At 69.9% G+C, this 25,625-nt stretch carries 26 protein-coding genes; 17 read left to right on the top strand and 9 right to left on the bottom strand.

The features are described 5' to 3' along the window. Positions 1-78 precede the first annotated feature (78 nt). A complete protein-coding gene (locus ACFSXZ_RS03060) occupies positions 79-960 on the top strand; it encodes a helix-turn-helix transcriptional regulator (protein ID WP_378260981.1) in 882 nt (293 codons plus the stop codon). Positions 961-1,441: 481 nt separating this feature from the next. Beyond that, positions 1,442-3,031: an FAD-binding protein gene (locus tag ACFSXZ_RS03055; RefSeq protein WP_378260979.1), complete on the top strand. Its 1,590-nt coding sequence runs from the start codon at positions 1,442-1,444 to the stop codon at positions 3,029-3,031. 77 nt (positions 3,032-3,108) lie between these two features. Here the strand turns inward: ACFSXZ_RS03055 and ACFSXZ_RS03050 are convergent, their stop codons facing one another. After that, positions 3,109-3,570, bottom strand: coding sequence for a DUF7144 family membrane protein (locus ACFSXZ_RS03050; protein WP_378260977.1), 462 nt, complete (start codon positions 3,568-3,570; stop codon positions 3,109-3,111). 226 nt (positions 3,571-3,796) lie between these two features. Between ACFSXZ_RS03050 and ACFSXZ_RS03045 the strand changes: the two genes are divergently transcribed. Continuing rightward, positions 3,797-4,303, top strand: coding sequence for a DUF1269 domain-containing protein (locus tag ACFSXZ_RS03045; RefSeq protein WP_378262726.1), 507 nt, complete (start codon positions 3,797-3,799; stop codon positions 4,301-4,303). Here the strand turns inward: ACFSXZ_RS03045 and ACFSXZ_RS03040 are convergent, their stop codons facing one another. Further along, on the bottom strand, positions 4,304-5,239 hold the full coding sequence (locus ACFSXZ_RS03040; RefSeq protein WP_378260975.1) for an alpha/beta fold hydrolase: 936 nt from the start codon (positions 5,237-5,239) through the stop codon (positions 4,304-4,306). Positions 5,240-5,321: 82 nt separating this feature from the next. Beyond that, the gene (locus ACFSXZ_RS03035; RefSeq protein WP_378260973.1) at positions 5,322-6,257 is read right to left on the bottom strand and encodes a 5'-3' exonuclease; all 936 of its coding nucleotides are present in this window, start codon (positions 6,255-6,257) and stop codon (positions 5,322-5,324) included. A 44-nt stretch (positions 6,258-6,301) separates the two neighbouring features. Here ACFSXZ_RS03035 and ACFSXZ_RS03030 point away from each other — a divergent pair, with 44 nt between their 5' ends. The 4 genes from ACFSXZ_RS03030 to ACFSXZ_RS03015 are packed head-to-tail and all read left to right on the top strand — an operon-like array spanning position 6,302 to position 8,436. Continuing rightward, the gene (locus ACFSXZ_RS03030) at positions 6,302-7,441 is read left to right on the top strand and encodes a M24 family metallopeptidase (protein ID WP_378260971.1); all 1,140 of its coding nucleotides are present in this window, start codon (positions 6,302-6,304) and stop codon (positions 7,439-7,441) included. After that, positions 7,438-7,890, top strand: a complete 453-nt coding sequence (locus ACFSXZ_RS03025; protein ID WP_378260969.1) for an Lrp/AsnC family transcriptional regulator — start codon at positions 7,438-7,440, stop codon at positions 7,888-7,890. Before ACFSXZ_RS03030 ends, ACFSXZ_RS03025 begins: the two co-directional genes overlap by 4 nt. Before the next feature lie 26 nt (positions 7,891-7,916). Then, on the top strand, positions 7,917-8,150 hold the full coding sequence (locus ACFSXZ_RS03020) for a hypothetical protein (RefSeq protein WP_378260967.1): 234 nt from the start codon (positions 7,917-7,919) through the stop codon (positions 8,148-8,150). Next, complete coding sequence (locus tag ACFSXZ_RS03015) at positions 8,137-8,436, top strand: hypothetical protein (RefSeq protein ID WP_378260965.1); 300 nt, start codon at positions 8,137-8,139, stop codon at positions 8,434-8,436. Before ACFSXZ_RS03020 ends, ACFSXZ_RS03015 begins: the two co-directional genes overlap by 14 nt. A gap of 16 nt (positions 8,437-8,452) precedes the next feature. Here ACFSXZ_RS03015 and ACFSXZ_RS03010 read toward each other — a convergent pair whose 3' ends face one another. After that, positions 8,453-9,529 carry a GDSL-type esterase/lipase family protein gene (locus ACFSXZ_RS03010; protein ID WP_378260963.1) on the bottom strand — a complete coding sequence of 359 codons (1,077 nt, stop codon included), beginning with the start codon at positions 9,527-9,529 and terminating at the stop codon, positions 8,453-8,455. Positions 9,530-9,576: 47 nt separating this feature from the next. Here ACFSXZ_RS03010 and ACFSXZ_RS03005 point away from each other — a divergent pair, with 47 nt between their 5' ends. The 6 genes from ACFSXZ_RS03005 (at position 9,577) to polX (ending at position 16,789) form a co-directional block, all read left to right on the top strand. Beyond that, positions 9,577-9,924 carry a hypothetical protein gene (locus ACFSXZ_RS03005; protein WP_378260961.1) on the top strand — a complete coding sequence of 116 codons (348 nt, stop codon included), beginning with the start codon at positions 9,577-9,579 and terminating at the stop codon, positions 9,922-9,924. 71 nt (positions 9,925-9,995) lie between these two features. Then, positions 9,996-10,913, top strand: a complete 918-nt coding sequence (locus tag ACFSXZ_RS03000) for a DMT family transporter (protein ID WP_378260959.1) — start codon at positions 9,996-9,998, stop codon at positions 10,911-10,913. Further along, a complete protein-coding gene (locus ACFSXZ_RS02995; protein WP_378260957.1) occupies positions 10,910-12,037 on the top strand; it encodes an MGDG synthase family glycosyltransferase in 1,128 nt (375 codons plus the stop codon). Before ACFSXZ_RS03000 ends, ACFSXZ_RS02995 begins: the two co-directional genes overlap by 4 nt. A 114-nt stretch (positions 12,038-12,151) precedes the next feature. Beyond that, on the top strand, positions 12,152-14,338 hold the full coding sequence (locus ACFSXZ_RS02990) for an SMI1/KNR4 family protein (RefSeq protein WP_378260955.1): 2,187 nt from the start codon (positions 12,152-12,154) through the stop codon (positions 14,336-14,338). A 39-nt stretch (positions 14,339-14,377) separates the two neighbouring features. After that, positions 14,378-15,001: an endonuclease gene (locus ACFSXZ_RS02985; RefSeq protein ID WP_378260953.1), complete on the top strand. Its 624-nt coding sequence runs from the start codon at positions 14,378-14,380 to the stop codon at positions 14,999-15,001. 57 nt (positions 15,002-15,058) lie between these two features. Beyond that, entirely contained in the window at positions 15,059-16,789 is a 1,731-nt protein-coding gene (polX, locus tag ACFSXZ_RS02980; protein ID WP_378260951.1) for a DNA polymerase/3'-5' exonuclease PolX, read from the top strand. A gap of 11 nt (positions 16,790-16,800) precedes the next feature. Here polX and ACFSXZ_RS02975 read toward each other — a convergent pair whose 3' ends face one another. Then, a complete protein-coding gene (locus ACFSXZ_RS02975) occupies positions 16,801-17,160 on the bottom strand; it encodes a pyridoxamine 5'-phosphate oxidase family protein (RefSeq protein WP_378260949.1) in 360 nt (119 codons plus the stop codon). A 323-nt stretch (positions 17,161-17,483) separates the two neighbouring features. Between ACFSXZ_RS02975 and ACFSXZ_RS02970 the strand changes: the two genes are divergently transcribed. After that, on the top strand, positions 17,484-17,678 hold the full coding sequence (locus tag ACFSXZ_RS02970; RefSeq protein WP_378260947.1) for a hypothetical protein: 195 nt from the start codon (positions 17,484-17,486) through the stop codon (positions 17,676-17,678). A gap of 47 nt (positions 17,679-17,725) precedes the next feature. On the opposite strand, the gene ACFSXZ_RS02965 is transcribed toward ACFSXZ_RS02970, so the two are convergent. Further along, on the bottom strand, positions 17,726-19,102 hold the full coding sequence (locus ACFSXZ_RS02965) for a KamA family radical SAM protein (RefSeq protein ID WP_378260945.1): 1,377 nt from the start codon (positions 19,100-19,102) through the stop codon (positions 17,726-17,728). Positions 19,103-19,199: 97 nt separating this feature from the next. Here ACFSXZ_RS02965 and ACFSXZ_RS02960 point away from each other — a divergent pair, with 97 nt between their 5' ends. The 3 genes from ACFSXZ_RS02960 to ACFSXZ_RS02950 are packed head-to-tail and all read left to right on the top strand — an operon-like array spanning position 19,200 to position 23,226. After that, positions 19,200-20,795, top strand: coding sequence for an amidohydrolase (locus ACFSXZ_RS02960; RefSeq protein ID WP_378260943.1), 1,596 nt, complete (start codon positions 19,200-19,202; stop codon positions 20,793-20,795). A 49-nt stretch (positions 20,796-20,844) separates the two neighbouring features. Next, positions 20,845-22,437 (top strand): apolipoprotein N-acyltransferase, encoded by a 1,593-nt coding sequence (lnt, locus tag ACFSXZ_RS02955; protein ID WP_378260941.1) that lies wholly within the window; start codon positions 20,845-20,847, stop codon positions 22,435-22,437. Positions 22,438-22,461: 24 nt separating this feature from the next. Next, complete coding sequence (locus ACFSXZ_RS02950; protein ID WP_378260939.1) at positions 22,462-23,226, top strand: polyprenol monophosphomannose synthase; 765 nt, start codon at positions 22,462-22,464, stop codon at positions 23,224-23,226. A gap of 81 nt (positions 23,227-23,307) precedes the next feature. On the opposite strand, the gene ACFSXZ_RS02945 is transcribed toward ACFSXZ_RS02950, so the two are convergent. The 3 genes from ACFSXZ_RS02945 to ACFSXZ_RS02935 all read right to left on the bottom strand — a co-directional run bounded on the left by ACFSXZ_RS02945 (position 23,308) and on the right by ACFSXZ_RS02935 (position 25,536). Beyond that, entirely contained in the window at positions 23,308-23,655 is a 348-nt protein-coding gene (locus ACFSXZ_RS02945) for an RNA polymerase-binding protein RbpA (protein ID WP_144750627.1), read from the bottom strand. A 251-nt stretch (positions 23,656-23,906) separates the two neighbouring features. Then, positions 23,907-24,656 carry a thymidine kinase gene (locus tag ACFSXZ_RS02940; RefSeq protein ID WP_378260937.1) on the bottom strand — a complete coding sequence of 250 codons (750 nt, stop codon included), beginning with the start codon at positions 24,654-24,656 and terminating at the stop codon, positions 23,907-23,909. Positions 24,657-24,747: 91 nt separating this feature from the next. After that, positions 24,748-25,536 (bottom strand): glycerophosphodiester phosphodiesterase family protein, encoded by a 789-nt coding sequence (locus ACFSXZ_RS02935; RefSeq protein ID WP_378260935.1) that lies wholly within the window; start codon positions 25,534-25,536, stop codon positions 24,748-24,750. Positions 25,537-25,625: the final 89 nt, after the last annotated feature.

Below are 25,625 nucleotides of genomic sequence, written 5' to 3'. Positions count from 1 at the left end.
GGCGACTACCCAGACTGTCGTGATGCTGGTGCTCGGACCACCACCTTGACCTCGCCTCGCCGTGAGACGATCGATGGCATGGCGGACCTTCGTTCTCGCGAACTCGGCGCGTACCTGCGCGCACGCCGTGACCGGCTTTCCCCCGCGGACGTGGGCCTGCCCGGTGGCGGAGGCCGGCGCCGGGTCAAAGGCCTGCGCCGGGAGGAGGTCGCGGTGCTCGCGAACGTCGGGTCGAGTTGGTACACATGGCTCGAACAAGGACGCGACGTGCAGCCGAGCGTCGAGGTGCTGGCAGCGATCGCGGACGCGTTACGGCTCTCGAGCGGCGAACGCCGGCACCTGTTCCTCCTCGGCGGTCACCCGGACGCCGAAAAACCCTCGAGCTGGGAAAGAACCAGTGTCCAGTTGCAGACGCTGCTGGACAGCCTCTCTCCGCATCCGGCGGTGGTGATGAATCCCTGGTTCGAACCCTTGGCCTACAACGCGTCGTTCCGGTTCATGATCGACGACATCGAGGCACTGCCTGCAGCCGACCGCAATTGCGCCTACCTGCATTTCACCCATCCCGACTGGATCGCCGGGCACTCCGACCACGAGCAGGAGTGCGCGGCCGTCGTGGCGAAACTGCGCGCGTACTACGGCGAGTCGGTCACGGATCCGGCGTGGGAGCCGTTGCTCGGCCGGCTCCGCGAGGAGTCACCCCTGTTCGTGCGCCTGTGGGACCAGGCGGACGTGTCCACCGATCCCGGACGGTTGAAGCGCATCCGGTCGCTGCACGTCGGCAACCTGTCCCTGCGCACCATCACGATGCTGTTGCAGGAAAACCCCCGCACCCGGGTCGTGGTCTACCAACCGGACGATCGCACGACCCAGGAACGGCTCGAAGAACTCGCCAACCGGATCGCCCGCGGCACCATCGACGGTCCGGCGAAGGTACGGCGCTTGCGCCCGGCCACCTGACGAGGAGCAGCGAACCGTCGACGCCCTGATCACGCGATGGCTCGGCCGCCATCCCGCCCTGGATTCGGTCGGAAACCAGACCGGAGTGCACATATTCGAAGAATTCGTCATTCTCAGGCTGACGGTGCACAGCCATCTGCGGGAATCAGCTCCCGGGGCCGGAGACGAAAACGGGAGCCGCCGAACAGCGCGCGCCGGTCCGGCAGGACTCGCCGTCCGGTCGGACCGGGATGTCGACCGAACCTCCGAGATAGGCCATCAGCCGCGCGGTCGGTGTCGAGGCTTCGGGCGCGGGCTGGGCGGGCCCGAAGCCGCCGGAGCCTGTCCTCCGGTGGCCAGCTCGACGCGACCCGCCTTCTGGAATGCGTTGCACTCGCCGAACCTCCAGCTAGGAAGCTCCTTGCTCGACACAAACAAGAACACGTTCTAGACTTCGGCGGCGGAGTGGACCGCCCTGTCTCGGTGTGCGAAGGAGCCATGGATGCCGGAAAGCTGGGATGCCGAGGCCGATGTCGTGATCGTGGGGTTCGGCGGGGCGGGCGCCTGCGCGGCGATCGAGGCCGCCGACCGGGGCGCCGACGTGCTCGTGGTGGACCGCTTCGACGGCGGCGGCGCGACGGCGATCAGCGGCGGTGTGGTCTACGCGGGCGGCGGGACCGTGTACCAGAAGGAAGCCGGTTTCGAAGACAGCGTCCAGGCGATGCTCGACTATCTCCGGCTGGAGGCCGGTGACGCGGTCACCGACGCCACACTGGAGCGGTTCTGCGCGGACAGCGTGCGGAACCTCGAGTGGCTGGCCGAGCAGGGTGTTCCGTTCGAGGGCAGCATGGCGCCCCGGAAGACGTCCTATCCCACCAACGACTACTACCTGTACTACTCGGGCAGCGAATCGGTGCCGCCCTTCCGGGACGTGGCGCCGCCGGCACCGCGCGGTCACCGCGCGAAAGGCCGTGGCACTTCGGGAAAGGTGCTGTTCGCGGCGCTGCGGCAGGCGGTACGGCGCCGCGAGATCCGCGTCTGGCCACAGACCTCGGCGACCGGACTGATCACCGATGACGACGGCCGCGTGATCGGCCTGGAGTGCCGGGAAATCCCGCGGAAAGCGGTCGTGGCGAGGCTGGCGCATCGGTGGATGTCCCGGTGGAACCGCAAGCTCAACATCTACTACCGGCCCGCCGGCAAGCTCATGGACGGACCGATCCGGCGGCTGGAGGCCAAGCACGGCATCACCCGGCGACTGCGGGCCCGGCGCGGCGTGATCCTCGCCGCCGGGGGTTTCGTGTTCAACCGGAAGATGCTCGCCGAATACGCGCCGGAGTACCGCGGCGGCTCGTCCCTGGGCACGATCGCCGACGACGGCAGCGGGATCCGGCTGGGCGAGTCGGTGGGCGGGGCGACCGCCAGGATGCACCGGGTGTCCGCCTGGCGGTTCTTCAACCCGCCGTTCGCGCTCGTCGAGGGCGTGCTGGTCAACCGCGAGGGCGGACGCCTGTGCAACGAGCTGTGCTACGGCGCGCGGATCGGTGATCACATCGTGCGGCAGAGCGGCGCCGAGGCCCACCTGATCGTCGATCAGCGGATCGTGGACGAGGCGAAGGCCCAGGTGCCGGATCAGACGCTCTGGTTCCAGCGGTGGCAGGCGGCGTACCTGTTCCGGCTCGGGCACGTCAAGGCGGACACGATCGAGGAACTGGCCGAGCGGACCGGCATCGACCGGGAGGGGCTGCGTCGCGCCATCGACACCTACAACGCCGACGCGCGAGCGGGCCGTGACGACGCGATGGGCAAGGATGCCGAGCACGTGCACCCGATCGATCGCGGCCCCTACTACGCGTTCGACTGCTCTCTGCGGGCCAAGCGCGGCTATCCGTGCCCGATGATCACACTGGGTGGGCTCACGGTCGACGAGGAGTCCGGCGCGGTGACCCGCGCCGACGGTTCCGCCGTGCCCGGGCTGTACGCGGCGGGGCGCACGGCGGTCGGCGTGTGCTCGGAGTCCTATGTGAGCGGGTTGTCGATCGCCGACTGTGTCTTCTCGGGCCGCCGCGCGGGCGCGTCCGTGTCGGGCTGACCCACCCCGGCCCACGCACGGGAAGGTCACCGCGAGCGGGGCACACTCGCGGTGACCGGAAGCGACGCCTGCCCCCGCTAAAGGGCTTCGCGGGCGCGGGCGACTTCCCCGCCGTGCGCCGTCACCGCCCAGATGACGACCACGTCGAGCGCGATCACGATGGTGGCCCACACCGGGTAGGCGGGAAGGAACGCCAGCTGGGCGATCGCGTTGATGACCGCGAGGACGACCGCGATGACACGCGCCCACATCGCGCCGGTGAACAGCCCGAGCCCGGCGAGCACCGCCAGCCCGCCGATGATCAGGTGCACCAGGCCCCAGCCGAACAGGTTGAACACCAGCAGCCCCTGCGGGCCCACCACGTAGTACCGGGGGTTGAGCAGCGCGACCAGACCCTCGATGACGTTGAACAGGCCGAGCAGGACCATCATCGCGCCGGCGAACCAGACCCAGCCCACCCACGCCGAAGGGACCTCCTCGGCGGTCGATGGCCGGACCCGGCCGGTCGTACCGGCCCCAGGATGCGCGTGCTCGCTCATAACCCCTCCCGTTTCTGGCCGGATTACCGACGTCCCCCGATCGTGGGGGTAACCGGCCGCCGGGTCCTCGCCCGCGCGGGGTGAGTTCGGAGGCCTCCGTGACCGCCGGTCCTTCTTGCGTGTCAACAAAAAGGCCGATGCGCCTCACATGTCCTGGGTGATGCCGCGAACCCGGGCGGTGGCCAGGGTGCATGCCATCACCGGTATCGAAAGCGAGGAGATGGTCATGGCCACGTTCACGGTGTGGAAGTTCGACACCGCCTCGGGCGCCGAGGACGCGCTCGGGGAGCTGGGAAAACTTCAGCAGGAGCAACTCATCAGGATCATCGACGCGGCCTATGTGTCATGGCCGCGTGACCGCAAGAAGCCCAGGACCAGGGAACTGGGCAAGCTGACCGGTGCCGGCGCGCTCGGCGGCGGGTTCTGGGGTTTTCTGTTCGGGCTGATCTTCTTCGTGCCGTTGCTGGGCATGGCGGTCGGGGCCGCGGTCGGCGCGCTGGCCGGATCGATGTCCCACGCCGGCATCGACGAGGACTTCATCAACACCGTCCGCGAGCAGGTCACCCCGGGCACGTCGGCGCTGTTCGTGGTCTCCGCCGAAGTCGTCGTCGACCGCGTGCTCGACCGCTTCCGGGACACCGGGGCGACCTTGATCAGCACGAACCTGTCCATCGAGCAGGAGGAACGGCTGCGCGAAGCCTTCGCCGACACGCACGAGCCGCAACGGGTCTGATCAGCAGGCGTCATCCAGTGGTGGCTGGAGAACCAAGGGCACCAGCCACTCGTTGACCAGGCCACAGCGCTCGAGGATGAGAAGGTGCCCGGTGTCGGGCAGCGTCACGAGATCGGCGCCGGACACGGCGTCGGCGATCGCTTCACTGTCACGCGGTGGCGTGATCGTGTCGCGCTCTCCGGCCATCACCAGCGTGCTGACCCGGCCGAGCGCGGCCAGCGCCGCCTTCTTGTCCAGCGGCCGGAACTGCTGGAACAGGTCGGTCACCGCGCAGGGATGGGTTTCTTCCATCATTTCGAGCACGAGGTCGACCTTGCGCTGCGAGACCCGGGAGCCGAACGCGAACCGCCGGACCAGGCCCCGGGCGATCTCCCGGTAGCCGGGGACGCGGCGCGCCAGGCGAAGCAGGTGGACCAGGTCGGGGCCGATCCACCCGGCGGCCCAGTGCGCCGCCAGCTGGACGACAGCGCCGCCGGCGGGCAGCCCGAAACTCGGGTTGACCGGTCCCGCCGACGTGGCCAGCAGCGCGACCCCGGTGACCGGGTGACCGAACATTTCGGGATGCTGCTCGGCCAGCGCCATGATCGTCATGCCGCCCATCGAGTGCCCGACCAGGACCACGGGCCCGACCGGGGCGGTCTGGCTGATCACGTGGTAGAGGTCGCGGCCCAGCTGGTCGATGGCGCCACTGCCGGGCTCGCCGTAGCCGGAGAGCCCGTGGCCGCGCTGGTCCCAGGTCACCACGCGGGCGTGCCTGCCCAGCGCCTCGCGTTGCAGGCACCATGAGCTCAGGCTCAGCCCGTAGCCGTGGCACAACACCACGGTGACCGGCGCGGCACGGTTGCCGCTGATTTCCACATGCAGGGTGACCCCGTCGTCGGTGACCACTTCGACGTCCACGGGTGTGGCGACGGGACGGCAGGACGGCTCTGTCATGCCGTTCACCCTCGTCGAAACAGGCCTGTGACCGGGACCGCACAACTACCTATTCGACTACGGATATACGGATACCGGAGAACTAGGAATTACCGAGCGCGTCCAGCAGACGCTGCGCGGACCGGCCGAGGTTCCAGCGTTCGGCCAGCTCGGCGACACGCGCGGGGTCCGCCGGGCGGTCCGGGACGGTGTCCGGGCCCGACAGCGTCACCGGCGCGTCGACGGCGACCCGGACCACGGTGGGCGCGACGGCGAGGTAGTCCCCGGCCGAGGAGATCTTCAGGCGCATCTTCAGCGGCAGTTCGCCGCTGCCGGATCCGGCCGCCTCCACGAGGCGTTCGATCGAGCCGAACTGGGTGATGAGCTTGGCGGCGGTCTTCTCCCCGATCCCGGCCACCCCGGGCAGCCCGTCGGAGGGATCACCACGCAGCGCCGCCATGTCGGCGTAGGCGGGGCCGGCGTTGTCCCGCGGGACGCCGTAACGGTCGGCGACCTCGGCGGGGCCGAGCGCTTCGGCCTTGGCCCAGCCCTTGCCGACGTAGATCACCGACACCGGGGACGGCTCGGTGCGGACCAGCTGGAACAGGTCGCGGTCACCGGTGATCACTTCGACCGGGTCGGCCTTCTCGCGCTCGGTGAGCGCGCCGATGACGTCGTCGGCCTCGTAGCCGGGGGCCTCCGCCGTGGCCAGGCCGACCGCTTCGAGGAGGTCGAGGATGATCGGCACCTGCGGGGTGAGGGTGTCGGGCACCTCTTCGGCGTTGGCCTCGGCGTCGGCGACCCGGTGGGCCTTGTAACTGGGCAGTAACTCGACCCGGAAGGCGGGCCGCCAGTCCGCGTCCAGGCAGGCGACCAGGCGGGAGGGCCGCCGGTCGGTGAGGATCCGGGCGAGTGTGTCCGCGAAGCCGCGCACCGCGTTGACCGGGGTACCGTCCGGCGCGGTCATCGACTCGGGCAGCGCGTAGAACGCCCGGAAGTACAGGCTGGCGGAATCCAGCAGGGCTAACGTCACGCACACAGCCTGCCACGACCCGGCCCCCTGGAGCGGATACGCTTTGGCCCATGTCGAGCCGACCGCCACAGACCCTGGACCCGGCCACCCTCCGAGCCCGTCTCGACCGTGCCCGCGCCGCTTCGGCCGCGGCGGGCACGGACGCGCTGCTGATCGCGCCGGGATCGGACCTGCGTTACCTGATCGGCGAGGCCGGCGGCTCCCTGGAAAGGCTGACCGCGCTGGTCCTGCCGGCCGGTGACGAGGCACCGGCCCTCGTCGTGCCGAAGCTGGAGGCGCCCGGATACGCGCACGTCCCGGCCGGTGAACTCGGGGTCGAGGTGGTGACCTGGGTCGACGGTGAGGACCCGTACCGCATGGTGGCCGACCGGCTCGGCAAGCCACGCCGGGTGGCGGTCAGCGACAACACGGCCGCTCGCCACGTGCTCCCGTTCCGGGCCGCGCTCGGCGACGCCGAGCAGACGCTGGCCGGGCCGATCGTCCGTGAGCTGCGGATGCGCAAGGACGCCGCGGAGATCGAGGCCCTGCGGCGGGCCGGCGCGGCGATCGACCGGGTGCACGCACGGATGGGCGAGTGGCTGCGGCCGGGCCGCACCGAGGCCGAGGTGGCCGACGACATCACGGCCGCGATCGTGGCGGAGGGTCACACCCACGCCGACTTCGTGATCGTCGGCTCGGGCCCCAACGGCGCCAGCCCGCACCACGACGTGTCCGGGCGGGTGATCGAGCGCGGCGACATCGTGGTGATCGACATCGGCGGGCCGCTTCCCGACGGCTACAACTCCGACTCGACCCGCACCTACGCCGTGGGCGAGCCCCGGGACGCGGACGTGGCCGAGACCTACGCGGTCCTGGAACGGGCGCAGCGGGCCGCCGTGGCGGCCGTGCGCCCGGGCGTCGGCGCCCAGGACGTCGACGCCGCGGCGCGCGAGCCGATCACCGAGGCGGGCTTCGGCGAATTCTTCATTCACCGCACCGGCCACGGAATCGGGCTCGACGTCCACGAGGAGCCCTACATCGTCGGCGGCAACGACCTCCCGCTCGAACCGGGCATGGCCTTCAGCGTCGAGCCCGGCATCTACCTGCCCGGCCGGTGGGGCGCCCGCATCGAGGACATCGTGGTGGTCACCGAAGACGGCGTCGAAGCCCTCAACACCCGGCCGCACGAGCTCGTCGTGCTCGAGTCATGACGGCGCCGCTGGAGCCGCTGGACCAGGCGATCGCCCGGGAACTGGCGGCGGACGGCCGGTGCAGCTTCACCGATCTCGCCGAGCGGGTCGGGTTGTCGGTCTCCGCGGTGCACCAGCGGGTCCGGCGGCTGGAACAGCGCGGGGTGATCGTCGGCTACCAGGCCCGGCTCGACGGCGAGGCGATCGGCCTCCCGCTGACGGCGCTGATTTCGCTGACGCCCAACGATCCCGCCGCGCCGGACGACTACCCGCAGCGCCTGGAGCACATCAAGGAAATCGAGTCCTGCTACTCGGTGGCCGGCGACGAGTCCTACATCCTGCTGGTCCGCGTGGAGTCACCACGGGCGCTGGAGGACCTGCTGCGCCGCATCCGTGAAGCCGCGAAAGTATCCACCCGGACGACGGTGGTGCTTTCCACCCCGTTCGAGGGCCGTTCCCCGACGTTGTGAGTCGTATCTACGGTAGGGTAAAAGGTATGGCAACACGTAAGGTCACGTTATCCCTCGATGCGGCCGCCGTGGAGTTCGCCGAGCGCGCCGCCCGGCAGCACGGCGTCTCACTGTCGTCCTGGCTGTCGAAGGCGGCCCGGCGGGAGGCCGTCCGCACCGGCTACCGCCCGCAGGCCCGCGCCACGAACACCGAGGAGCTGGCGGTGGCCGACGAAGCCGAAGCCGCCGCGGCCGAGAAGGACCTGCGTGCGGAGGGGTGAGATCTGGACCTACCACCCGCCCACCCATCCCGCCAGGGAACGGACGATGCTCCTGCTCTCCTCGGACGGTGTGAACGATTCCGAGCGGCCGTGGGTGTTGGGTACCGAACTCCTGGAGTACGACCCGGAGGACATCCTCGGAGTCGCCCTGGACAGCCGGTTCTGGATCTCCACCCTCAACCTCACCCGCCTCTACCGCGCCTGGCTGAACGAGCGCGTCGCCGAGATCGACCAGGGCGTCCAGGAGCAGATCGACATCGCCCTGCGGGCCGCACTCGACATCTGAGGCGGTCTCCACCCGCTCAGCCGGGACCGGCGATGGTGGCGGTGGAGTGCAGGTTGCCGTCGGCCCCGGCCAGGCAGGCCGACGCGGGCAGCGCGGTGGCCAGGAACTCGGTCAGGCAGCGGCCGATCTGCGCGTGACCATTGGCGTTGGGGTGAAAGGACTCCTGCAACGCGTGACTGGCCCGGTCCGCATCGGTGAGGTCGTTGAGATGCAGGGTCAGCCTGCTGAACCACTCGGTGGCCGGGTTCGCGCCGCCGCTGCACGCCTCGTGCCCGGAGCCCGCACGTGAGAGGTCCAGAAAGCGCGCCCCGGCCTGCGCGGCCGCGAGCGCGAGCCCCGCGGACAGTGACCGCACGGCCTCGTCGTGGACCCAGTGAAGATCCTCGGTCCGAAACGGGCAGCCGTTGAGGTTCTGCAGGTTCGCGGGAATGTCAGGGCCGATCGGCGCGGCATAGGACTGCAGCACCAGCGTGTAGTCGCCGGTCTCGTACCCGGCCTGGGCGAGCACCTTCTTGACGTCCCCCAGCGCCCCGGCGACCTTCGGCACCATCGCGGCGATCCGGTTGGCCCAGGACAGCCGGATGCCCGCGCTGCACGCCGGGTTGCTGGCCACGAACCAGGCCTGGAAACAGTCGTTGACCAGCTGGGAGAAATGCGGGTCGTCGTTGGCGCCCAGCGCGACCACCACCGCCGACACCCGGTGCGTCTTGACCAGCTCGGCCAGTTGCCGGGCCTGTGACGGCTCGGTGTACTGCTTGACGTCGCCGAGCGCGGCCTGCGCGGAGTTTGCACCGGAACAGGCGAAATTCACCTTGGCCGCGATGCCCGGCAGGTCGGTCTCGAATACGGTGGCCTTGGGCGAGCGGTGGCACCAGTCGCCGTTCACGCCGTTGGTTTCCGCGGTGTAGTCTCCGGCACCCTCACCCGAAAGAGTGCTGTCCCCAAGGGAGACGATGGTGAGCGGACCTGTGCCGGGCGGGCCGGGGCGTCGCACCGGTGGTGCGCCGGGCGGGCCGGTGAGAACGAAAACCGCTACCAGGACCGCGACGAAGAGCAGAACTCCCGCGCCGATCCACCATCGAAACCGTCGCATCGCGGGAAAGTCTACGGACTCACCGAGGAAGGGGCCGTGATCACCACATGCGGAGGAATCCGAGCCCGTGCCGCTTCTGCGGGCGGCTCCCCGGACCGGGTCAGCACCGCGCTCCCGGTCCGCGCGGCCCGATCTGCGCCGACTGCCTGGAGGACGGGCTGCTCCTGGTCCGCGACGGGCGGGAACGGATCAGCCAGGGCGGCACCGCGCTGACCCTCGCACCGGCCGCACAGGCGTGCGAGTTCTGCGACCGCACCGAACGCCGGACCTTCTTCGGGCGCCTCAGGCCGCTGACGCGGATGGGCTGCACCGAGCGCGGCTCGGTCATCTGCGCCGAATGCCTCGAGCGTGGCGGAGATCTCCTGAACCGGATATCGCGGGAAAGGACGACGTGAGCGGACCCGAAATTCTGTAATGTCGGCGGCGGAAACTTGACACCCTGCCTACAGCGGATGTGGTTCGCCCGATGGCCGTCCAGACCGGTGCCTCACTCTTGCTGGCCGTTCCGGCCGCGGTGGTCGGTGCCGCCTGCATGGGGCTGGCCAGCGCGGCACAGGCACGCGCCACCAAGGAGGTCGCGGTCAGCCGCATCCTCGACCCGGGCCTGCTGCGCGGCCTCGCGCACCGGCCCCTGTGGCTGATCGGCATGATCGCGACCGGCGCGGGGCTCGCGCTCCAGCTCGTCGCGCTGGCCTTCGCGCCGCTGCTCATCGTGCAGCCGCTGCTGATCACCTCGCTGATGTTCGCGGGCGTGTTCTCCTCACGCCTGGAACGCCGCAGCCGCGACGCGGTGATGGCCGCGGGCTCGCTCATCTGCGTCGCCGGGCTCGCCTCGTTCCTGCTGATGGCGCGGCCCAGTGGGGGAGAGGAAGCACAGGCCGCCGCGGGCACCGAGCCCTTCGCGCTGGCCGTCGCGCTGACCGTGCTGACGCTGATCGGGCTGCTGGTGTCCGTGCTGGCCCGCGGCTCGGCCCGGGTGCTCGGGCTCGCCGTGGCCACCGGGGTGCTCTACGGCGTCACCGCGGGCCTGATGAAGATCGTCGCGGTGCAGGCCCGCGCGGACCTCACCGAGCCGTTCCGTCACTGGACCCTCTACCTGGTCTGCCTGGTCGGGCCGCTGGGCTTCCTGCTGAGCCAGAACACCTTCCAGCAGGGCCGGTTCCTCACTCCGGCGCTGGCCGTGATCACGGCCCTGGACCCACTCGTCGGAGTCGCCATGGGAGTGTGGTGGATGGGCGAGACGGCCGACACCTCCCCGGCGGCACTGGTGGGCGAAGCCGTCGCGGGAGCGATGATCATTATCGGGATCGTGCTGCTGTCCGGCCGCGCCACCAGGCTGGCGCGGCAGACCGGTGACCCGGTCCTTTCGGAAGGGGGCAGGTGAACAGCCAAGTGAACAGGGTGCTGGTCGTCTCGGCGGCGATGGGCGAGGGCCACAACGCCACCGGGCGCGCACTGGAGGACGCGGCGGTGCGGTTGTGGCCCGGCGCGTCGGTGACCTGGCTGGACACCCTGGAGGTGATGGGGGCCGGGGTCGGGCCGGTGTTCCGGTGGATCTATGTGTCCAACGTGCAGACCACCCCGTGGCTGTACGAGTTCTTCTATCGCTCGCTGTGGCGGTACCGATGGTTCGCCGAAGCCTCCAAACGGTTCGTCGGCGCCTGGGCCGGCCGGCGCCTGGCCCGCAGGGTCGCCGCCATCCGCCCCGACCTGGTGATCTCGACCTATCCGCTGGGCACGGCCGGCCTCGAATGGCTGCGCAGGCACGGCCGCCTGCCCGTGCCTGCCGGGGCCTGGATCTCCGACTTCGCGCCGCACCCGTTCTGGGTCTACGGCGACATCGACCTCAACCTGGTCATGCACCAGTGCGCCGTGCGGCCCGCCCTCCGCTGCGTACCCGGCGCACCGGTCGCGGTCTCCGCACCCCCGGTCCGCGGCGACTTCCAGCCGGGTGACGCCGAGGCCGCCCGCGCCAAGCTCGGCCTGCCCGCCGGGGCTTTCATCGCGCTGGTGTCCTGCGGCTCGCTGGGCTTCGGTGACGTCGAGGACGCGGCCACCGAACTGCTCGGCGCCCACCCCGACGTCGTCCCCGTGGTGGTGTGCGGACGCAACGAGTCCCTGCGGCGGCGGCTGGCGCCGCTGGCCGAGCGCGAACCGCGCCTGCGCCTGCTCGGCTGGACCGACGAGATGCCCGCCTACACCGTCGCGGCCGACGTGGTCGTCACCAACGCCGGAGGCGCCACCGGCCTGGAAGCGCTGGCCTGCGGGCGGCCCGTGCTGATGCACCGGCCGATCGCCGCACACGGCAAGGCCAACGCCGCGCTGATGGCCGAAGCCGGGCTGGCCGTGGTGTGCGCGCGTGACGGCGAACTCGCCGCCGCGGTGCGGGCGCTGATCGCCGACCCCGGCCAGTGGAAGGCGATGGCCGAGGCCGCCACCCGGCACTGCTCGTCCACCGGCGCTCTCACCGAAGGATTGAAGGCACTGTCCGCGACGCGTGAGGCCTGACCCCAGCCCAACGGGCCCCTGCGGGTGTCTGTCCGGGAAACGCGTCCATTCTGTTCGTGCAAGCCCGGTGACACGGTGTCGTGGCGACGTGGAGGCGTCGCTAGGGTCAGGCGAGTGATCATTCCGCGGTATCAGTTGTTCCGGCGTCCAGCGGCTGCGGCGCAGGGCTGGACTCGAGCAGGACAACTCGCGGTCCGGATCGAGCGGGACGGCGTGGACGCGGCGTTGACCGAAGTCGGCTGGCGCACCGAGGCCGGCGCCGAGGCTTCGCTGACGTTGCCGGGGCTGGTCGGGATCTACCGGTCGCCGGAGGGCGAGGCGTGGGAACTTCGTGGCGAGCCGATGCCGGACGAAGGGACCGAGACCGCGGACCCGGCCGTCTACCTGCTGTTCGAGGGCGACAACGAAAAGCCGTTGCCGCAACATCCGCAGAATCCGCTGCGACTGCTGTTCGAGAACGGGACGGGCTATCCCGTCCGGTTGTCGTGGCGGTTGGCCACCGGGGAAGGCGGGCACGCCGTCTTCGCGCCGTCCCTGCAGGACAGTCACTTCGCGAAGGTGGTCGACATCCAGGCCACGGCGGAATACCCCGAAGCCGGTGAAGTGGCGCGCAATCTCCTCGACGGCTCGGCGGCGACGAAATGGTTCGCACCGGTTCCGCGAGCGGAACTGGCTCTCCGGCTGAGCACGGACCGCACGGTCGTCCGCTACGAGCTGGACTCGGCCGACGACGCCCCCGACCGGGATCCCAGCGACTGGGAACTGCTCGGCCTGTGCGGCAACCAATGGATCGTGCTCGACGAACGCCATGGAGAGCGATTCGGCGGACGGCTCACGTCGCGGATGTTCACGATTGTCCGGCCCCGCACCTGCGAACGGTATCGGCTGCGGATTACCGGCAACGCCGGGTCGCCGCATCTGCAACTGGGCGGGCTGCGTTTGCACACCGTGGAAGGACCCGAGCCGCCACCGCGTTTCCTCGGCTGGTACCAGCGTCCCGGCGAAGCCGCCGTCCCGCTGAGCGGCTTCCTCATGCGGCAACGGACAGCGGCCGCTCCACCGGTAACCGGGCCGGAGGAGGTGACCGAAGCGGTGCCGACGACGCCATCGCAATGGCACCAATGGGTCACCAGTTACAGCGAGCAATGGTTCTCCACGGCGAGCGAGGAAGAACTCGAACTGGCCGGCCTGCCGGAGACCGGGCTCGTCCGTCCACCGGCCGACAGCACGGCGATCGAAGAAGCCGAGAGCCGGTTGGAACAACGGCTTCCCGCGTCCCTGCGGTCCTTTTACCAAGCCACCGACGGCCTGCTCCAAGCCGGCCCGTTCGGCGAACGGGTCGTGCCGCTGGCGGAGGTCGGCTGGATGCGGGAGACCAGTGAAGACCTGCTCGACGAGTGGGGTGCGTTCGTCGACGACGACCGCGAGGAGACCGACCTGCTGCTGCGGGCGCTGCAGATCGGTGGCAGCGACGACGGCGACTACTGGTTCCTCGATCCCGCCGACCAGGTAGACGGCGAGTGGGCCGCCTACACCTGGCATCCCTCGGACGGCTCCGAGCCCGAACGATACGACAGCTTCGCCGCCATGCTGGCCGACGAACGGGCGACCCTGGAACGGTTCCGTGCCCACGAGGGCAGGCCGGCCCATCCGGAAGGCGCTGACGAGTTGCTCGCCGAAGGCGCTCGCCTGGCCTTGGCCGGTGACGTGACGGCAGCGCACGAAACCCTGAACCGGGCCATGGACGCCGGTTCAGCGGTGGCCGCCTACCTGGACGCCCAGGTTCGGCTGTTCGCCTTTCCCCACGACTGGTACGAAGCCACCCTGCGCAACGGGGTGCTCGGCAACGACCACGTGATGGCGGCCATCGACGACGAACACCTCCGCGGCGACCTCATCCCGATGTATCTGGCCCTGACCTGGCCCGGCCACACCCGGCCCCCCGCCTCCTTGGCGCAGGCGCTCACCCGGTACAGCAGCCGGATCAAGGCGTTACCCGGTCGGCCGGACGGCGAAGGCGAGCAAGACGACGCGGCGTGGGAAGCCTTCGCCGCAACCCTGGTCAAGGACCCGGTTCCCGATCCCGAGCCCTTCGGCCGGGCCTGCGCCGTCGCCAGGGAACTCGTCCAACTCGGACATCCGGACCAGGCGTGGACCGTGCTGCGAGACGCATTGCCCTCCTGGCAACCGGATTCACCGCTACGGGTCATGCCGATCGTCCTCATCAGCGACCCGGTGCTGCGAGGGATCATGACGCCGGAGCGCCGCCTCATCGCGGCGGTCACCCGTCAACCCACCTGACCCGGGATTCGGCACCGCGTCCGCGGGTAGACCTATGCCATGAACAAGGTCGAACGCCTCCTGGACGCGGCAGGCCGGACCTATGCGGCCGAAGCGGGCATCAAGCTGAAGGACACCCCGTCGGCGCTGTACCAGCTGCTCGTGGTGTCCGTGCTGATGTCGGCGCCGATCCAGGCCTCGATCGCGGCCGCCGCGGCCAAGGAACTCATCAAGGCGGGCATGGGGACACCCCGCAAAATGGCCGAGGCGAGCTGGCAGGACCGGGTCGACGCCCTCGGCCGCGGCCACTACGTGCGCTACGACGAGAGCACGGCGACCGCGCTTGGCGACGGCGCGCGGCTCATCCTCGACAGATATTCGGGTGACCTGCGGAAACTCCGCGACCAGGCCAACGGTGACCAGGCGAAGCTGCGTGAACTCCTGCGTGAGGTACCACGACTCGGACCGGTCGGCGTGGACATCTTCTGCCGGGAGGCACAGCAGGTCTGGCCCGGGCTGCGGCCGTATCTCGACGACAAGACCCTCAAGGGCGCCGAGGCCGCCGGTCTCCCCAAGGACACCCGGAAACTGGCGGGGCTGGTCCGCGAAGACGATCTCGCCCGCTTCGCCGCGGCACTGGTACGGGTGGGCCGCGACCGGAAACTGGCCGGACAGCTCGGTTAGAGCCTACGCACCGCGCGGCAGCACACGTCGAAGTCGCCGCACGGCTACAGTAGCCGCATGGCCCGGCCCAACGACGAGGTCGAGTCCCTGCTCCGGGAGTACGCCGACCTTCTCGCCATCACCGGCGGCGACGCCTTCAAGGCCCGCGCCTACGAAAGAGCCGCGCGCGCCATCGCCGGTTGCCATGACGATGTCTCCACCCTCGGGGCCCGTGAGCTGAAGGCGATTCCGGGCGTGGGCAAGTCGATCGCCGACAAGATCGAGGAGTACTTCCGCGACGGACGCGTCGCAGCCTTCGAAGAGGTACGGGCACGCATTCCCGCCGGTGTCCGGCAGCTCATCGAAATCCCCACCCTCGGGCCGAAGAAGGCCGCGCTGCTGCACGACCAACTCGGCATCTCGTCGGTGGACGAGCTGGCCGACGCGATCAAGGCCGAGCGGTTGCGCGGGTTGAAGGGCTTCGGCCCCAAGACCGAGGAGAACATCCTCCACGGCATCGACCTGATGCGGCAGACCGGTGGCCGTGTCCTGCTCGATGTCGCCATGAACCTCGCCGAGGAGATCGTGGCCACGCTGTCCGCGGTGACGGGTTGCCTGCGGTGCACCTACGCGGGTTCCCTGCGGCGTTACCGGGAGACCATCGGCGATGTCGACATCCTCGCGGCCGCCACCGACTCCGCCCCGATCATGGCCGCCTTCCGGAACCTGGACCTCGTCGACGAGGTGATCGCAAGCGGGGAGAAGAAGACCTCGATCCGGACCACCAAAGGCCTGCAGGTCGATCTTCGCGTGGTACCGCTCGAGGCGTGGGGCGCGGCACTGCAGTACTTCACCGGATCCCAGGCGCACAACGTCCGCACCCGGGAGATCGCGGTGCACGCCAAGCTGAAGCTCTCCGAGTACGGCCTCTTCGACGTCGAGACCGGCAAGCTGGTCGTCTCCGAGACCGAAGAGGAGGTCTACCGAAGGCTCGGCCTCGCATGGATCCCGCCGACATTGCGTGAGGACCGCGGCGAGATCGACGCCGCCGCACGCGACCAACTCCCAGGCCTGGTCACCGAGCGCGACCTGCGCGGCGACCTGCACACCCACACCGACCTCACCGACGGCGTGGCCACGCTGGAGGACATGCTGGAAACCGCCGCACAGCGGGGCTACGCGTACTACGCCGTCACCGACCACGCACCGAACCTGGTGATGCAGCGCATGTCCGACGAGAAAATGCTGTTCCAGCGCGCCCGGCTCCGGGAGCTCGACGGCAAGTACGGCCGCATGCGGCTGCTGCACGGCACCGAGCTCAACATCGACGCCGACGGCGATGTCGACTGGCCGCCGGACTTCCTCGAGGGGTTCGACGTGTGCGTGGCGTCGGTGCACTCGTCGTTCGGCCAGTCACGCCGAGACATGACCCGGCGGCTGGTACGGGCCTGCGAAAACCCCCACGTCAACATCATCGGGCATCCCACCACCCGGCTCATCGGCCGCCGCGATCCGGTCGACGCCGACCTGGCCGAGGTGTTCCGCGCCTGCGCCCGCACCGGCACCGCGCTGGAGGTCAACTCTTTACCCGACCGCCTGGATCTCCGCGACGAGCACATCCTGTGGGCCAAGGAATTCGGCGTGAAGTTCGCCATCAACAGCGACGCGCATTCGACGCAGAACCTCCACGGAATTTCCTACGGCGTCGGCACCGCGCAGCGCGGATGGCTCACGCCCGACGACGTGATCAACACCTGGCCCCTGACCCGGTTGCGGAAGTTCCTGCTCAAGGCGTCGCCGACCCCTTGAGCAGCACCACGCTAGGCCGCGGCGACGGCCGCGCCGAACCGGTCCCCGCTGACGTGGTCGAGCGGGACGTGGAAGAGCGGGATGGGGCCTTGTGCGTCCGATCGCGTCACCTTCCCGACCACGACGACGTGCCAGCCGCGGTGGGTGAACGGGTCGATGTTGTCGATTTCCAGGGCCACGATCTGGCGGTCCAGGGACCGGAACGCCTCCGGAGGACTCCCGCGCAGCACCAGGTGGCCGTCGTCCACGGCGAAGGCCACCGGCCGCACGGCCGGCAGCGCCCGCTCGGTGAACGCCAGCCGCCCCACGCCCGCTGTGCCCAAAAGGCCCAGGCATTCCCGCGTGGACAGTGCTCCCACGACGTTCATCATGACTCCCCGCTTCCGGTCGGCTTCCCCTACCGAAAAGGGTGCCCGCCCACCCAGGCGGCTCGCGAGGGCTGGAGGTCTTCGTTTATGAGGACCATTGGCAGGCGAGGCGCACACAGGGTGGCGACCCGGAACGTTGATTTCAGGCGTGTTCTGGCCCACTTCGCACACCGTGCGGGACTCAGGGTCGTTTGAAGGATCGAGCGGCGGAAAACACCGAGGTCACGCATTCGGGTGTCGAAAGCGGGTACTCGCGGTTTCCGCGCCGACACGGCAACGATGAAACCCGCGACGACAGGCCGGCACTGCGGAAGGTCAGGAAAAAAATGTACAATTTCGCCGAAGCCAGCATGATCTATTGCCGCCTGGCCGATCTTTACCGCGACCTCGACCACTTCCTGGACTCCCGGGACAGGCAAGGGTTCGCCGTGGCGTCCCAGGAGCGCCGTGACCTGCTGGTCAGTGCCCGCGAGCTGATCGAGCACATCACCGTGGCGGACATCGTCTACAGCCGGTTGTGAAGCGCGGCCGCCGGCCGGAATTCCGGTGAATCACTTTCCAGGCGGATTCACCGGTCGTCCGTGTCCCACCAGCGTTGCCCTTCCGGTGAAAGAGTGGAGATCGGGTCGTAGTAGGGATAACGGCGGGACAGCGCGTCGGGGTCGGCGAGTTCGATTCCGGTCCGGTAGTTCTTGGTCCAGTACGAGATACCGCGCTCACGATCGTAATCGGCCAGCTGGTGCACCCACCGCTTCCCCACGTAGGGCACGTCGCACACGATCCGTGGCGTCGCGTAACCGGGCAGATATCCCATGATCGCGTGCTGCAGTTCCTGCGCCTGGAACACCGCGACCCGCCAGTGCTCGGAATTGGGGATCATGTCGCACATGTAGAAGTAGTAGGGGAGGATGTTGGCCTCTCCCTGGAGCGCGAAGCAAAGATCGAGCAGCGCGGCCGGGGTGGCGTTCACCCCGCGCATCAGTACCCCCTGGTTCCGCACGTCCCGCACGCCGACCTCGAGCGCGCTCCTGGCCGCCTCGGCGACCAACGGCGTCACCGACCGCGCGTGGTTGACGTGGGTATGGATGGCCAGGTTCACGCCACGGCGCCGGGCCGTCCCCGCCACCCGCTCCAGCCCCTCCACGATCTTCGGCTGCAGCCAGTGCTGGGGGAGCGCGGCCAGTGCCTTGGTGGCCAGCCGCACGTCCCGGACCGTCTCGATCTCCAGCAACCGCATGAGGAACGACTCCAGCTGGTGCCACGGGACGTTGGCCACGTCACCGCCGGAGACCACCACGTCGCGCACCCCGGGAGTGCGCCGGAGATAGTCGATCATGGCGTCCTGCCGGTCCACCGGTTTGAGGGCCAGCTTGTGCTTGGCGACCTGCTCGGTGGAGTTGCCCACCAGGTCCATCCGCGTGCAGTGCCCGCAGTACTGCGGGCAGGTCGACAGCAGTTCCGCCAGGACCTTGGTGGGGTAGCGGTGGGTGAGTCCCTCGACCACCCACATCTCGGCCTCGTGCAGGGAATCCCGCTCCGCGCGCGGATGGCTGGGCCACCGCGGATCCCGGTCACTGCGCACGGGCAGCATGTAGCGGCGGACCGGGTCGGAGTAGAACTCCTCCGTCGAGCCCGCCGCCATGGTGTTGATCATCTGGGGTGGCAGCAACATCGACATCGTCGCCAGTTCGCGCTGGTCGGCCGCGAGGTCGTCGTAGAACCGTTCGCCGACCAGATCGCCGAGCACGGCCCGTAGCTGCCGGATGTTCCGTACGCAGTGCACACGCTGCCACTGCGCGTCCCGCCACTGCGCTTCGGTGACATCCCGCCAGCCGGCAAACCTCCGCCAATCCGGTTCGTGCAGCTCCGCGCGCCGGTAGTGGTAGGGCTGGTCGAGCGCCGAGGTCGGCGAGGCGGACGTGGTCGTGTCCTCGGTCACAGTCATCTCTGCTCCCTATCGGCATGATCACACGAAAATATCCCGTAGGAGACACCATAGAACGAAAATTTTGCTGACGCATGTCGTAGGGCAGACTGCACGGGTGAACGAGGAGACACTGCTGGTCGGCGGGCGCGTCCATACCCCCGGTTCACCCGACGCCACCGCCATGGCGATCGCCGGGGACACCGTCGTCTGGGTCGGGCAGGACGGGCCCGGCCGGGCACTGCATCCCGACGCCGAGATCGTCGATCTGGACGGCGCGTTCGTCACCCCCGGCTTCGTCGACGCCCACGTCCACGCCACCGCCACCGGCCTGCACCTCACCGGTCCCGATCTCGGCCGGGCCCGCGACGCCGGTGATCTGCTCGCGGCTGTGGCGTCGGCGGTCCGCCCCGGCGAAGTCCTCATCGCCCACGGCTGGGATTCCTCGGGCTGGACCGACCCCCGCCTGCCCAGCAGGCACGAAATCGACCAGGCCGCCGGCGACGTCCCGGTCTACCTCACCCGCGCCGACGTCCACTCCGCGCTGGTTTCCAGCGCCATGGTCGCACTCGCCCCGGGCGCCGCCACCGCAGACGGCTGGTCACCCGACGGCCCGCTCACCCGCGACGCCCACCACCACGTGCGCGCCGCCGTCCGCTCTGTGATCACGCCCGCGCACCGCAGACGAGCCCAGGAGGCGTTCCTCGGCCATGCCGCCGCGCACGGCGTCGTCAGCGTCCACGAATGCGCCGGACCGGACATCTCCGGTGAAGACGACCTCACCGAACTGCTGGCACTCGCCGCCGACCCGATCCGCCCCGAGGTCATCGGGTACTGGGGTCAACCCGGCGCGTTCGACCTCGCCGCACGACTTGGCGTGCGCGGGCTCGCCGGAGACCTCTTCGCCGACGGCTCGCTCGGTTCCCACACCGCCGCACTGTGCGAGCCCTACACCGACGCCCCCGAAACCAGCGGCGCGCGTTATCTCGACGCCCAGGCCATCGCCGACCACGTCATCGCCTGCACCGACGCCGGGCTCCAGGCCGGATTCCACGTCATCGGCGACGCGGCGGTCACCGAAGCCGTGCACGGCTTCGAACTCGCCGAGAAAGCCGTCGGGCGGCGGGCGCTGGCCGCACGCCATCACCGCCTGGAACACCTGGAGATGGTGAACCCGGACCAGATCCTCGCGCTCGCGGGCTGGGGAGTGACCGCCTCCGTGCAACCCGGGTTCGATGCCGCCTGGGGCGGGCCGGACGGGATGTACGCGGCGCGGCTGGGCGCGGAGCGCGCCACGGGCCTCAACCCGTTCGCCGCCCTCGCCTCCCACGGCGTGCCGCTGGCCTTCGGCTCCGACAGCCCGGTCACCCCCCTCGACCCATGGGCCGCCGTGCGGGCCGCCGTGCACCACCGGACCCCCGGCTCGGGACTGTCGGCGCGAGCGGCCTTCACCGCCCACACCCGCGGCGGCCACCGCGCCGCCGGCGTGGCCGACGGCCTGACCGGCACCCTGGCCCCCGGCGCGCCCGCGCACTACGTCATCTGGGACGCCGCCGACCTCGTCGTCACCGCCCCCGACGCCCGCGTGCGCCGCTGGTCCACCGACCCCCGCTCCCGCGTACCGCCCCTGCCACCCTTGGAGGAGGGGCTGCCGCTGCCCGTCTGCCTCCGCACAGTGCGAGCCGGACGGATCATCCACGACATCCTCGCCTGACACTCCACGCGATACGGCCGGCTTATCGCGCACGGCTTAGGGTTATGGCGTGGCCGCACCCGTAGCAGCGCCGGAAGCCCCGCCCCGCGCGACCCCCAGACGCCATGCCTGGCGACCCTGGGCGCTGCGGCTGCTGCTCACGATCGCCTCCGGCCTCGTGTTCTATCTCAGCTTCGCGCCCCGCCCTCTGTGGTGGCTGGCGCCGCTGGGATTCGCCGGGTTCGCGCTGGCCCTGCGAGGCCGGCGGTTCTGGGGCGGCCTCGGTTACGGGTTCGTGTTCGGGCTTGCCCTTTACCTGCCCCTGCTGACCTGGCTGGAGGACTTCCTCGGCGCGTCCTTCGGGCCGTGGCCGTGGCTCGGGCTCTCCGCCGCCCTCGCCGCCTTCCTCGGCGTCGGAGGCGCCTTGTGCACGCTGGTGGCCCGGCTGCCCGCGGCACCGGTCTGGATGGCGCTGATCATCATCGCCACCGAAACGCCACGCACTTGGTGGCCGCTGGGCGGCTTCCCCTGGGGCCGGGTCGCGTTCAGCCAGCCCGAAGGCGCCTACCTGCCCCTGGCCTCGATCGGCGGCGCACCACTGGTCGGATTCGCCGTGGTGCTGACCGGATTCGGCCTGACCGCTCTGGCACTGCGCCTGCGCAAGCCCGGCCTCGCCCTCATCACGCCCGCGGCCGCGACCCTGATCCCGGCCATCGCCGGACTCGCCCTGTGGCCGGCGATCAGCACCACCGCCCAAGCCGGCACCCTCACCGTCGCCACCGTGCAGGGCAACGCCCCCGACGTCGGGCTCGGCCTGCTGACCCAGGCGCCCACCCTGCGCGCCAACCATCTCCGCCAGGACGAGAAACTCGCCGCCGACATCCGGTCCGGCGCGGTGCCCCGGCCGGACCTGGTGGTCTGGCCCGAAACCGCGACCGACCTTTCCGGCCCCGATCCGGCGCTCGCCCAAGCCGTCGCCGATCTCGGCGTCCCCGCGCTCATAGGTGCCCGCACCTGGCCCCCCGGCGGACGAGCGCAGAACACCGAAATCGTCTGGGACCCGGCGACCGGCCCCGGCCAGCGCTACGCCAAGCAGCAGCTCGTTCCGTTCGCCGAATTCGTCCCGGCCCGCACCATCGCGCAATGGGTCACGCCGTTCGTCGACGGCACCGGCGACATGCTGCCCGGTTCCCGCCCCGCCGTCCTCGACGCCGCCGGGACCCGCCTGGCCACGCCGATCTGTTACGAAATCGCCTACGACTACGTCTCACGGGCCGCCGTCGACGCCGGTGCCCAGCTCATCGTGCTGCCCACCAACAACGCCTGGTACGGCAAGAGCGAAATGTCCTACCAGCAGCTCGCCATGGCGCGGCTGCGGTCGGTCGAACACAGCCGCGCGACCGTCGTCTCCGCCACCAGCGGAGTGAGCGCCATCGTGCTTCCCGACGGCACGATCGTGCAGGCGACCAGCGAATTCACCGCCGCATCCCTGGTCGAACGCGTGCCCCTGCGCGACACGACTACGCTGTCAGATCGACTCGGTGCGTGGACGGAGTACGGGCTGGTCTCGGCGGCGCTCGCGGGAGTGCTGACCGGGCTCGTGCAGACGTGGCGCACCCGGCGCGAGAGCGCCAACGACACGCGAAAGACCGTGGCGGAGTGACTCCTCCGCCGAGGGAGGACACGGATGGCGCAGGCGCCCCGGGCAGCACAACCGATCGACCCTGTGCTGGTGGTGATCCCGACCTACAACGAGCGTGAGAACCTCACGCCGATCCTCGAAAGACTGCACAAGGCGCTGCCCGACGTGAACGCTCTCGTCGTCGACGACGGCAGTCCCGACGGCACCGGCGAACTGGCCGACAAACTCGCCGCCGACAACCCGCACATCCACGTTCTGCACCGCACCGAGAAGGCCGGCCTCGGCGCCGCCTACGTCGCCGGGTTCCGCTGGGGACTGGAGCGCGACTACGCCACCATCGTCGAGATGGACGCCGACGGCTCCCACGCGCCCGAAGACCTGCCCCGCATGCTCGACGCGCTCAGCGACGCCGACCTGGTCCTCGGCTCCCGCTACGTGCCCGGGGGCAGCGTGGTCAACTGGCCCAAGCGCCGCGAACTCCTCTCCCGCGCCGCCAACCTCTACTCGCGCCTCGCGCTGGGCATGAAGATCCGCGAATACACCGCCGGTTTCCGGGCCTACCGCCGCCAGGTGCTGGAGAAGCTCGAACTGGACGAGATCGCCTCCCGCGGCTACTGCTTCCAGATCGACCTCGCCTGGCGCACCGCCAGGGCCGGGTTCGACGTCGTCGAGGTACCGATCACCTTCACCGAACGCGAGTTCGGCGAGTCGAAGATGAGCGGCTCGGTCATCCGTGAGGCGATGCTGCGCGTGGGTGTCTGGGGTCTCCAGCACCGCTGGACCCAGCTGCGCCGCCTCTTCCGGCGCTGACACCGGCGCCTCCCCGGAGACGACGAAAGCCCCCGTGACTCACGGGGGCTTTCCTGTCGAGCCCGTAGAGGGCCGTGCCAGCTACGCCGAGCGCGTCGTCCGGCGGCCTTTCAACTCGGCCAGACGCTCGTTCAGCAGATCCTCGAGCTCGGGAATCGAGCGCCGCTCGAGCAGCATGTCCCAGTGCGTGCGCGGAGGCTTGACCTTCTTCTGCTCGGGCTGCCCGCCATCGACGATCTCGGACTCGCTCCCGTGCAGGCGGCACTCCCAGACCGAGGGGACCTCGGCATCATCGGAGAAGGGCACCTCGAACTCGTGATTCTTCGGGCAGGCGTAGCGCACCGTACGGCGCGGGGCCAGATCGTGATTGCGGTCGGTTTCGTAGCTGACCGCTCCCAGCCGGCTTCCACGGAGAACACGGTCGGCCATGATGACGTCCTTTCAGTCGGCTCTCGGTTTGGAGCCAGGGTGATGCTCACCCTATGCAACGACAGCTTGATGTCGGAGATTCCCCGGAGGCCATGTTGTTACTCATGATGCCTCCGTCACCCCGTGGCAACAGCTTCCACCAGTAGGACGTGAACCGAGCCCTCTCCGTGACGCGGTTACCCTGGTCTTGTGAGGTTTATCCCCCGGTCGGACTACCCCATGAACCTTTCAGGCCCGGTTGGCGCCGTCGTTCACGTCAGCCGCAACTGACCGTGGCGGGCGGCGGTGGGACCAAGATCACCAAGACGGAAATGGCGGCGGCACAGTACTTGGTAACGGACGGTAGCCGCTTCGGGCGGTCCGGGTGACGAAGTTTCCTTTTCAACAACCTCGGCCACCGTGTCGGCGACCACCACGGTGTCGCCTTCCCGCAGCACCTCGCCGTCGGCCACCCGGGCGTTGAACCGCCCGGGCGCCCCGCACCAGCACAGCACCTCCACCTGGACCGGCTGCAACTCGTCGGCCAGTTCGAACAGCCGGCGCGCACCGGGGAACAGGCGGCTCCGGAAGTCGGTCGCGATACCGAAGCAGTAGACGTCGACCCGCACCTCGTCGGCCAGCTCCGCCAGCTGTTCCACCTGCGCGGGGGAGAGGAACTGGGCCTCGTCGACGATCAGGTAGTCCAGGTGGTCCCCGGCGGCCCACCGCCCGACGACCAGCCTGCGCAGATCGGTGTCCGCGTCCACCTCGACAGCCTGGCGGGCAATGCCGATCCGGCTGCTGATCCGCGGCTCGCCGGAACGGTCGTGCCGCACCAGCAGCAGCCCACGCCGGCCCTGCCGCGCGTGGTTGTGGTTGATCTGCAACGCCAGCGTCGACTTTCCGCAGTCCATCGGGCCATAGCAGAACCGCAGCAAGCCTCGGGCCGGCGCACGCCGGGCGACCGGCACCGCCGCCAGCGCACCGTCAGGATCTCCGTCAAGCGGATCAAGCAAGGTCACGGGACTCGACCCTATAGCCCCACCAACCTCGACGGACACGTTCGCCGCGCCCTCACCTCCAGGGGCCGTGTGGCGGCTCACACCGTCTGGTTCAGGCGACCTTGCCGACCCAGACGCCGCGTTCGACGAGGAGCCCGCGCAGAAGGTCGGGGCGGTCGGTGACGATGCCGTGCACGCCGAGGTCCAGCAACGCGCGCATGTCGTCCCGGTCGTTGATGGTCCAGGTGTGCACCTCGACACCGGCCCGGGCGGCCGCCCGCAGGAACTGGCGGTCGACCACCCGTAACAGGCCCTGGCGGACCGGCACCTGCGCCATCGCGCCGCGAATCCGCAGGGCCAGCCGGAGCCAGGGCAACCGGCCGTGGGCCAGGAGCGAAGCGACCGCCATCGGGCCCATCGCGGTCAGCAGCTTCGGGCCGGCGAGCCTGCGGAGCCGCGCCAGTCGCGCGTCGGAGAAGGACGCGGCCGCGACCCGTTCGTAGGCGCCGGTCCGTTCGATGACCTCCACGAACGGCTCGACCGCGGCATCGCATTTGACGTCGATGTTGAACTTGGCGTCCGGAAACTCCTCCAGGACGTCCTCCAGCCGCGCGACCGGCTCGCGACCGCCGATCAGCGCCCGCCGCACCGCCGACCAGGGCAGCCGGCCGATCGCGCCGTGACCGTCGGTCGTGCGGTCCAGGACGTCGTCGTGGTGGATCACCACGACACCGTCCGCGGTCGCGTGCACGTCGGTCTCGATGTACTGGTAGCCCTCGGCCACGGCACGCCGGAAGGCCGCCAGCGAGTTCTCCATGTCGTGGAGGTCGTCCAGATGCCACCCCCGGTGCGCGAACGCTCGGGGGGAGGCGCCGGTGAGATAGGGATGGTCGATCCGCACGTGTTCAGTGTGCGCCTTCGGCGTGGCCACGGCATGATCTCGCGGTTGACGGTTAGGGTCTGCCGCGTGAGCGATGGGGCGGAAGCCAC

The sequence above is a fragment of the Amycolatopsis pigmentata genome, assembly GCF_042684065.1.
Lineage (GTDB): Bacteria > Actinomycetota > Actinomycetes > Mycobacteriales > Pseudonocardiaceae > Amycolatopsis_E > Amycolatopsis_E pigmentata.
Note: the sequence above shows the minus strand (reverse complement) of the source record. Positions and strands in the feature narration are given on the sequence as shown.

Coding starts and splice junctions, on each gene's coding strand:
- ACFSXZ_RS03060 (WP_378260981.1), top strand. CDS start 79: ATGGCGGACCTTCGTTCTCGCGAACTCGGCGCGTACCTGCGCGCACGC.
- ACFSXZ_RS03055 (WP_378260979.1), top strand. CDS start 1,442: ATGCCGGAAAGCTGGGATGCCGAGGCCGATGTCGTGATCGTGGGGTTC.
- ACFSXZ_RS03050 (WP_378260977.1), bottom strand. CDS start 3,570: ATGAGCGAGCACGCGCATCCTGGGGCCGGTACGACCGGCCGGGTCCGG.
- ACFSXZ_RS03045 (WP_378262726.1), top strand. CDS start 3,797: ATGGCCACGTTCACGGTGTGGAAGTTCGACACCGCCTCGGGCGCCGAG.
- ACFSXZ_RS03040 (WP_378260975.1), bottom strand. CDS start 5,239: ATGACAGAGCCGTCCTGCCGTCCCGTCGCCACACCCGTGGACGTCGAA.
- ACFSXZ_RS03030 (WP_378260971.1), top strand. CDS start 6,302: ATGTCGAGCCGACCGCCACAGACCCTGGACCCGGCCACCCTCCGAGCC.
- ACFSXZ_RS03025 (WP_378260969.1), top strand. CDS start 7,438: ATGACGGCGCCGCTGGAGCCGCTGGACCAGGCGATCGCCCGGGAACTG.
- ACFSXZ_RS03020 (WP_378260967.1), top strand. CDS start 7,917: ATGGCAACACGTAAGGTCACGTTATCCCTCGATGCGGCCGCCGTGGAG.
- ACFSXZ_RS03010 (WP_378260963.1), bottom strand. CDS start 9,529: ATGCGACGGTTTCGATGGTGGATCGGCGCGGGAGTTCTGCTCTTCGTC.
- ACFSXZ_RS03005 (WP_378260961.1), top strand. CDS start 9,577: ATGCGGAGGAATCCGAGCCCGTGCCGCTTCTGCGGGCGGCTCCCCGGA.
- ACFSXZ_RS03000 (WP_378260959.1), top strand. CDS start 9,996: ATGGCCGTCCAGACCGGTGCCTCACTCTTGCTGGCCGTTCCGGCCGCG.
- ACFSXZ_RS02985 (WP_378260953.1), top strand. CDS start 14,378: ATGAACAAGGTCGAACGCCTCCTGGACGCGGCAGGCCGGACCTATGCG.
- polX (WP_378260951.1), top strand. CDS start 15,059: ATGGCCCGGCCCAACGACGAGGTCGAGTCCCTGCTCCGGGAGTACGCC.
- ACFSXZ_RS02975 (WP_378260949.1), bottom strand. CDS start 17,160: ATGATGAACGTCGTGGGAGCACTGTCCACGCGGGAATGCCTGGGCCTT.
- ACFSXZ_RS02970 (WP_378260947.1), top strand. CDS start 17,484: ATGTACAATTTCGCCGAAGCCAGCATGATCTATTGCCGCCTGGCCGAT.
- ACFSXZ_RS02965 (WP_378260945.1), bottom strand. CDS start 19,102: ATGACTGTGACCGAGGACACGACCACGTCCGCCTCGCCGACCTCGGCG.
- ACFSXZ_RS02950 (WP_378260939.1), top strand. CDS start 22,462: ATGGCGCAGGCGCCCCGGGCAGCACAACCGATCGACCCTGTGCTGGTG.
- ACFSXZ_RS02945 (WP_144750627.1), bottom strand. CDS start 23,655: ATGGCCGACCGTGTTCTCCGTGGAAGCCGGCTGGGAGCGGTCAGCTAC.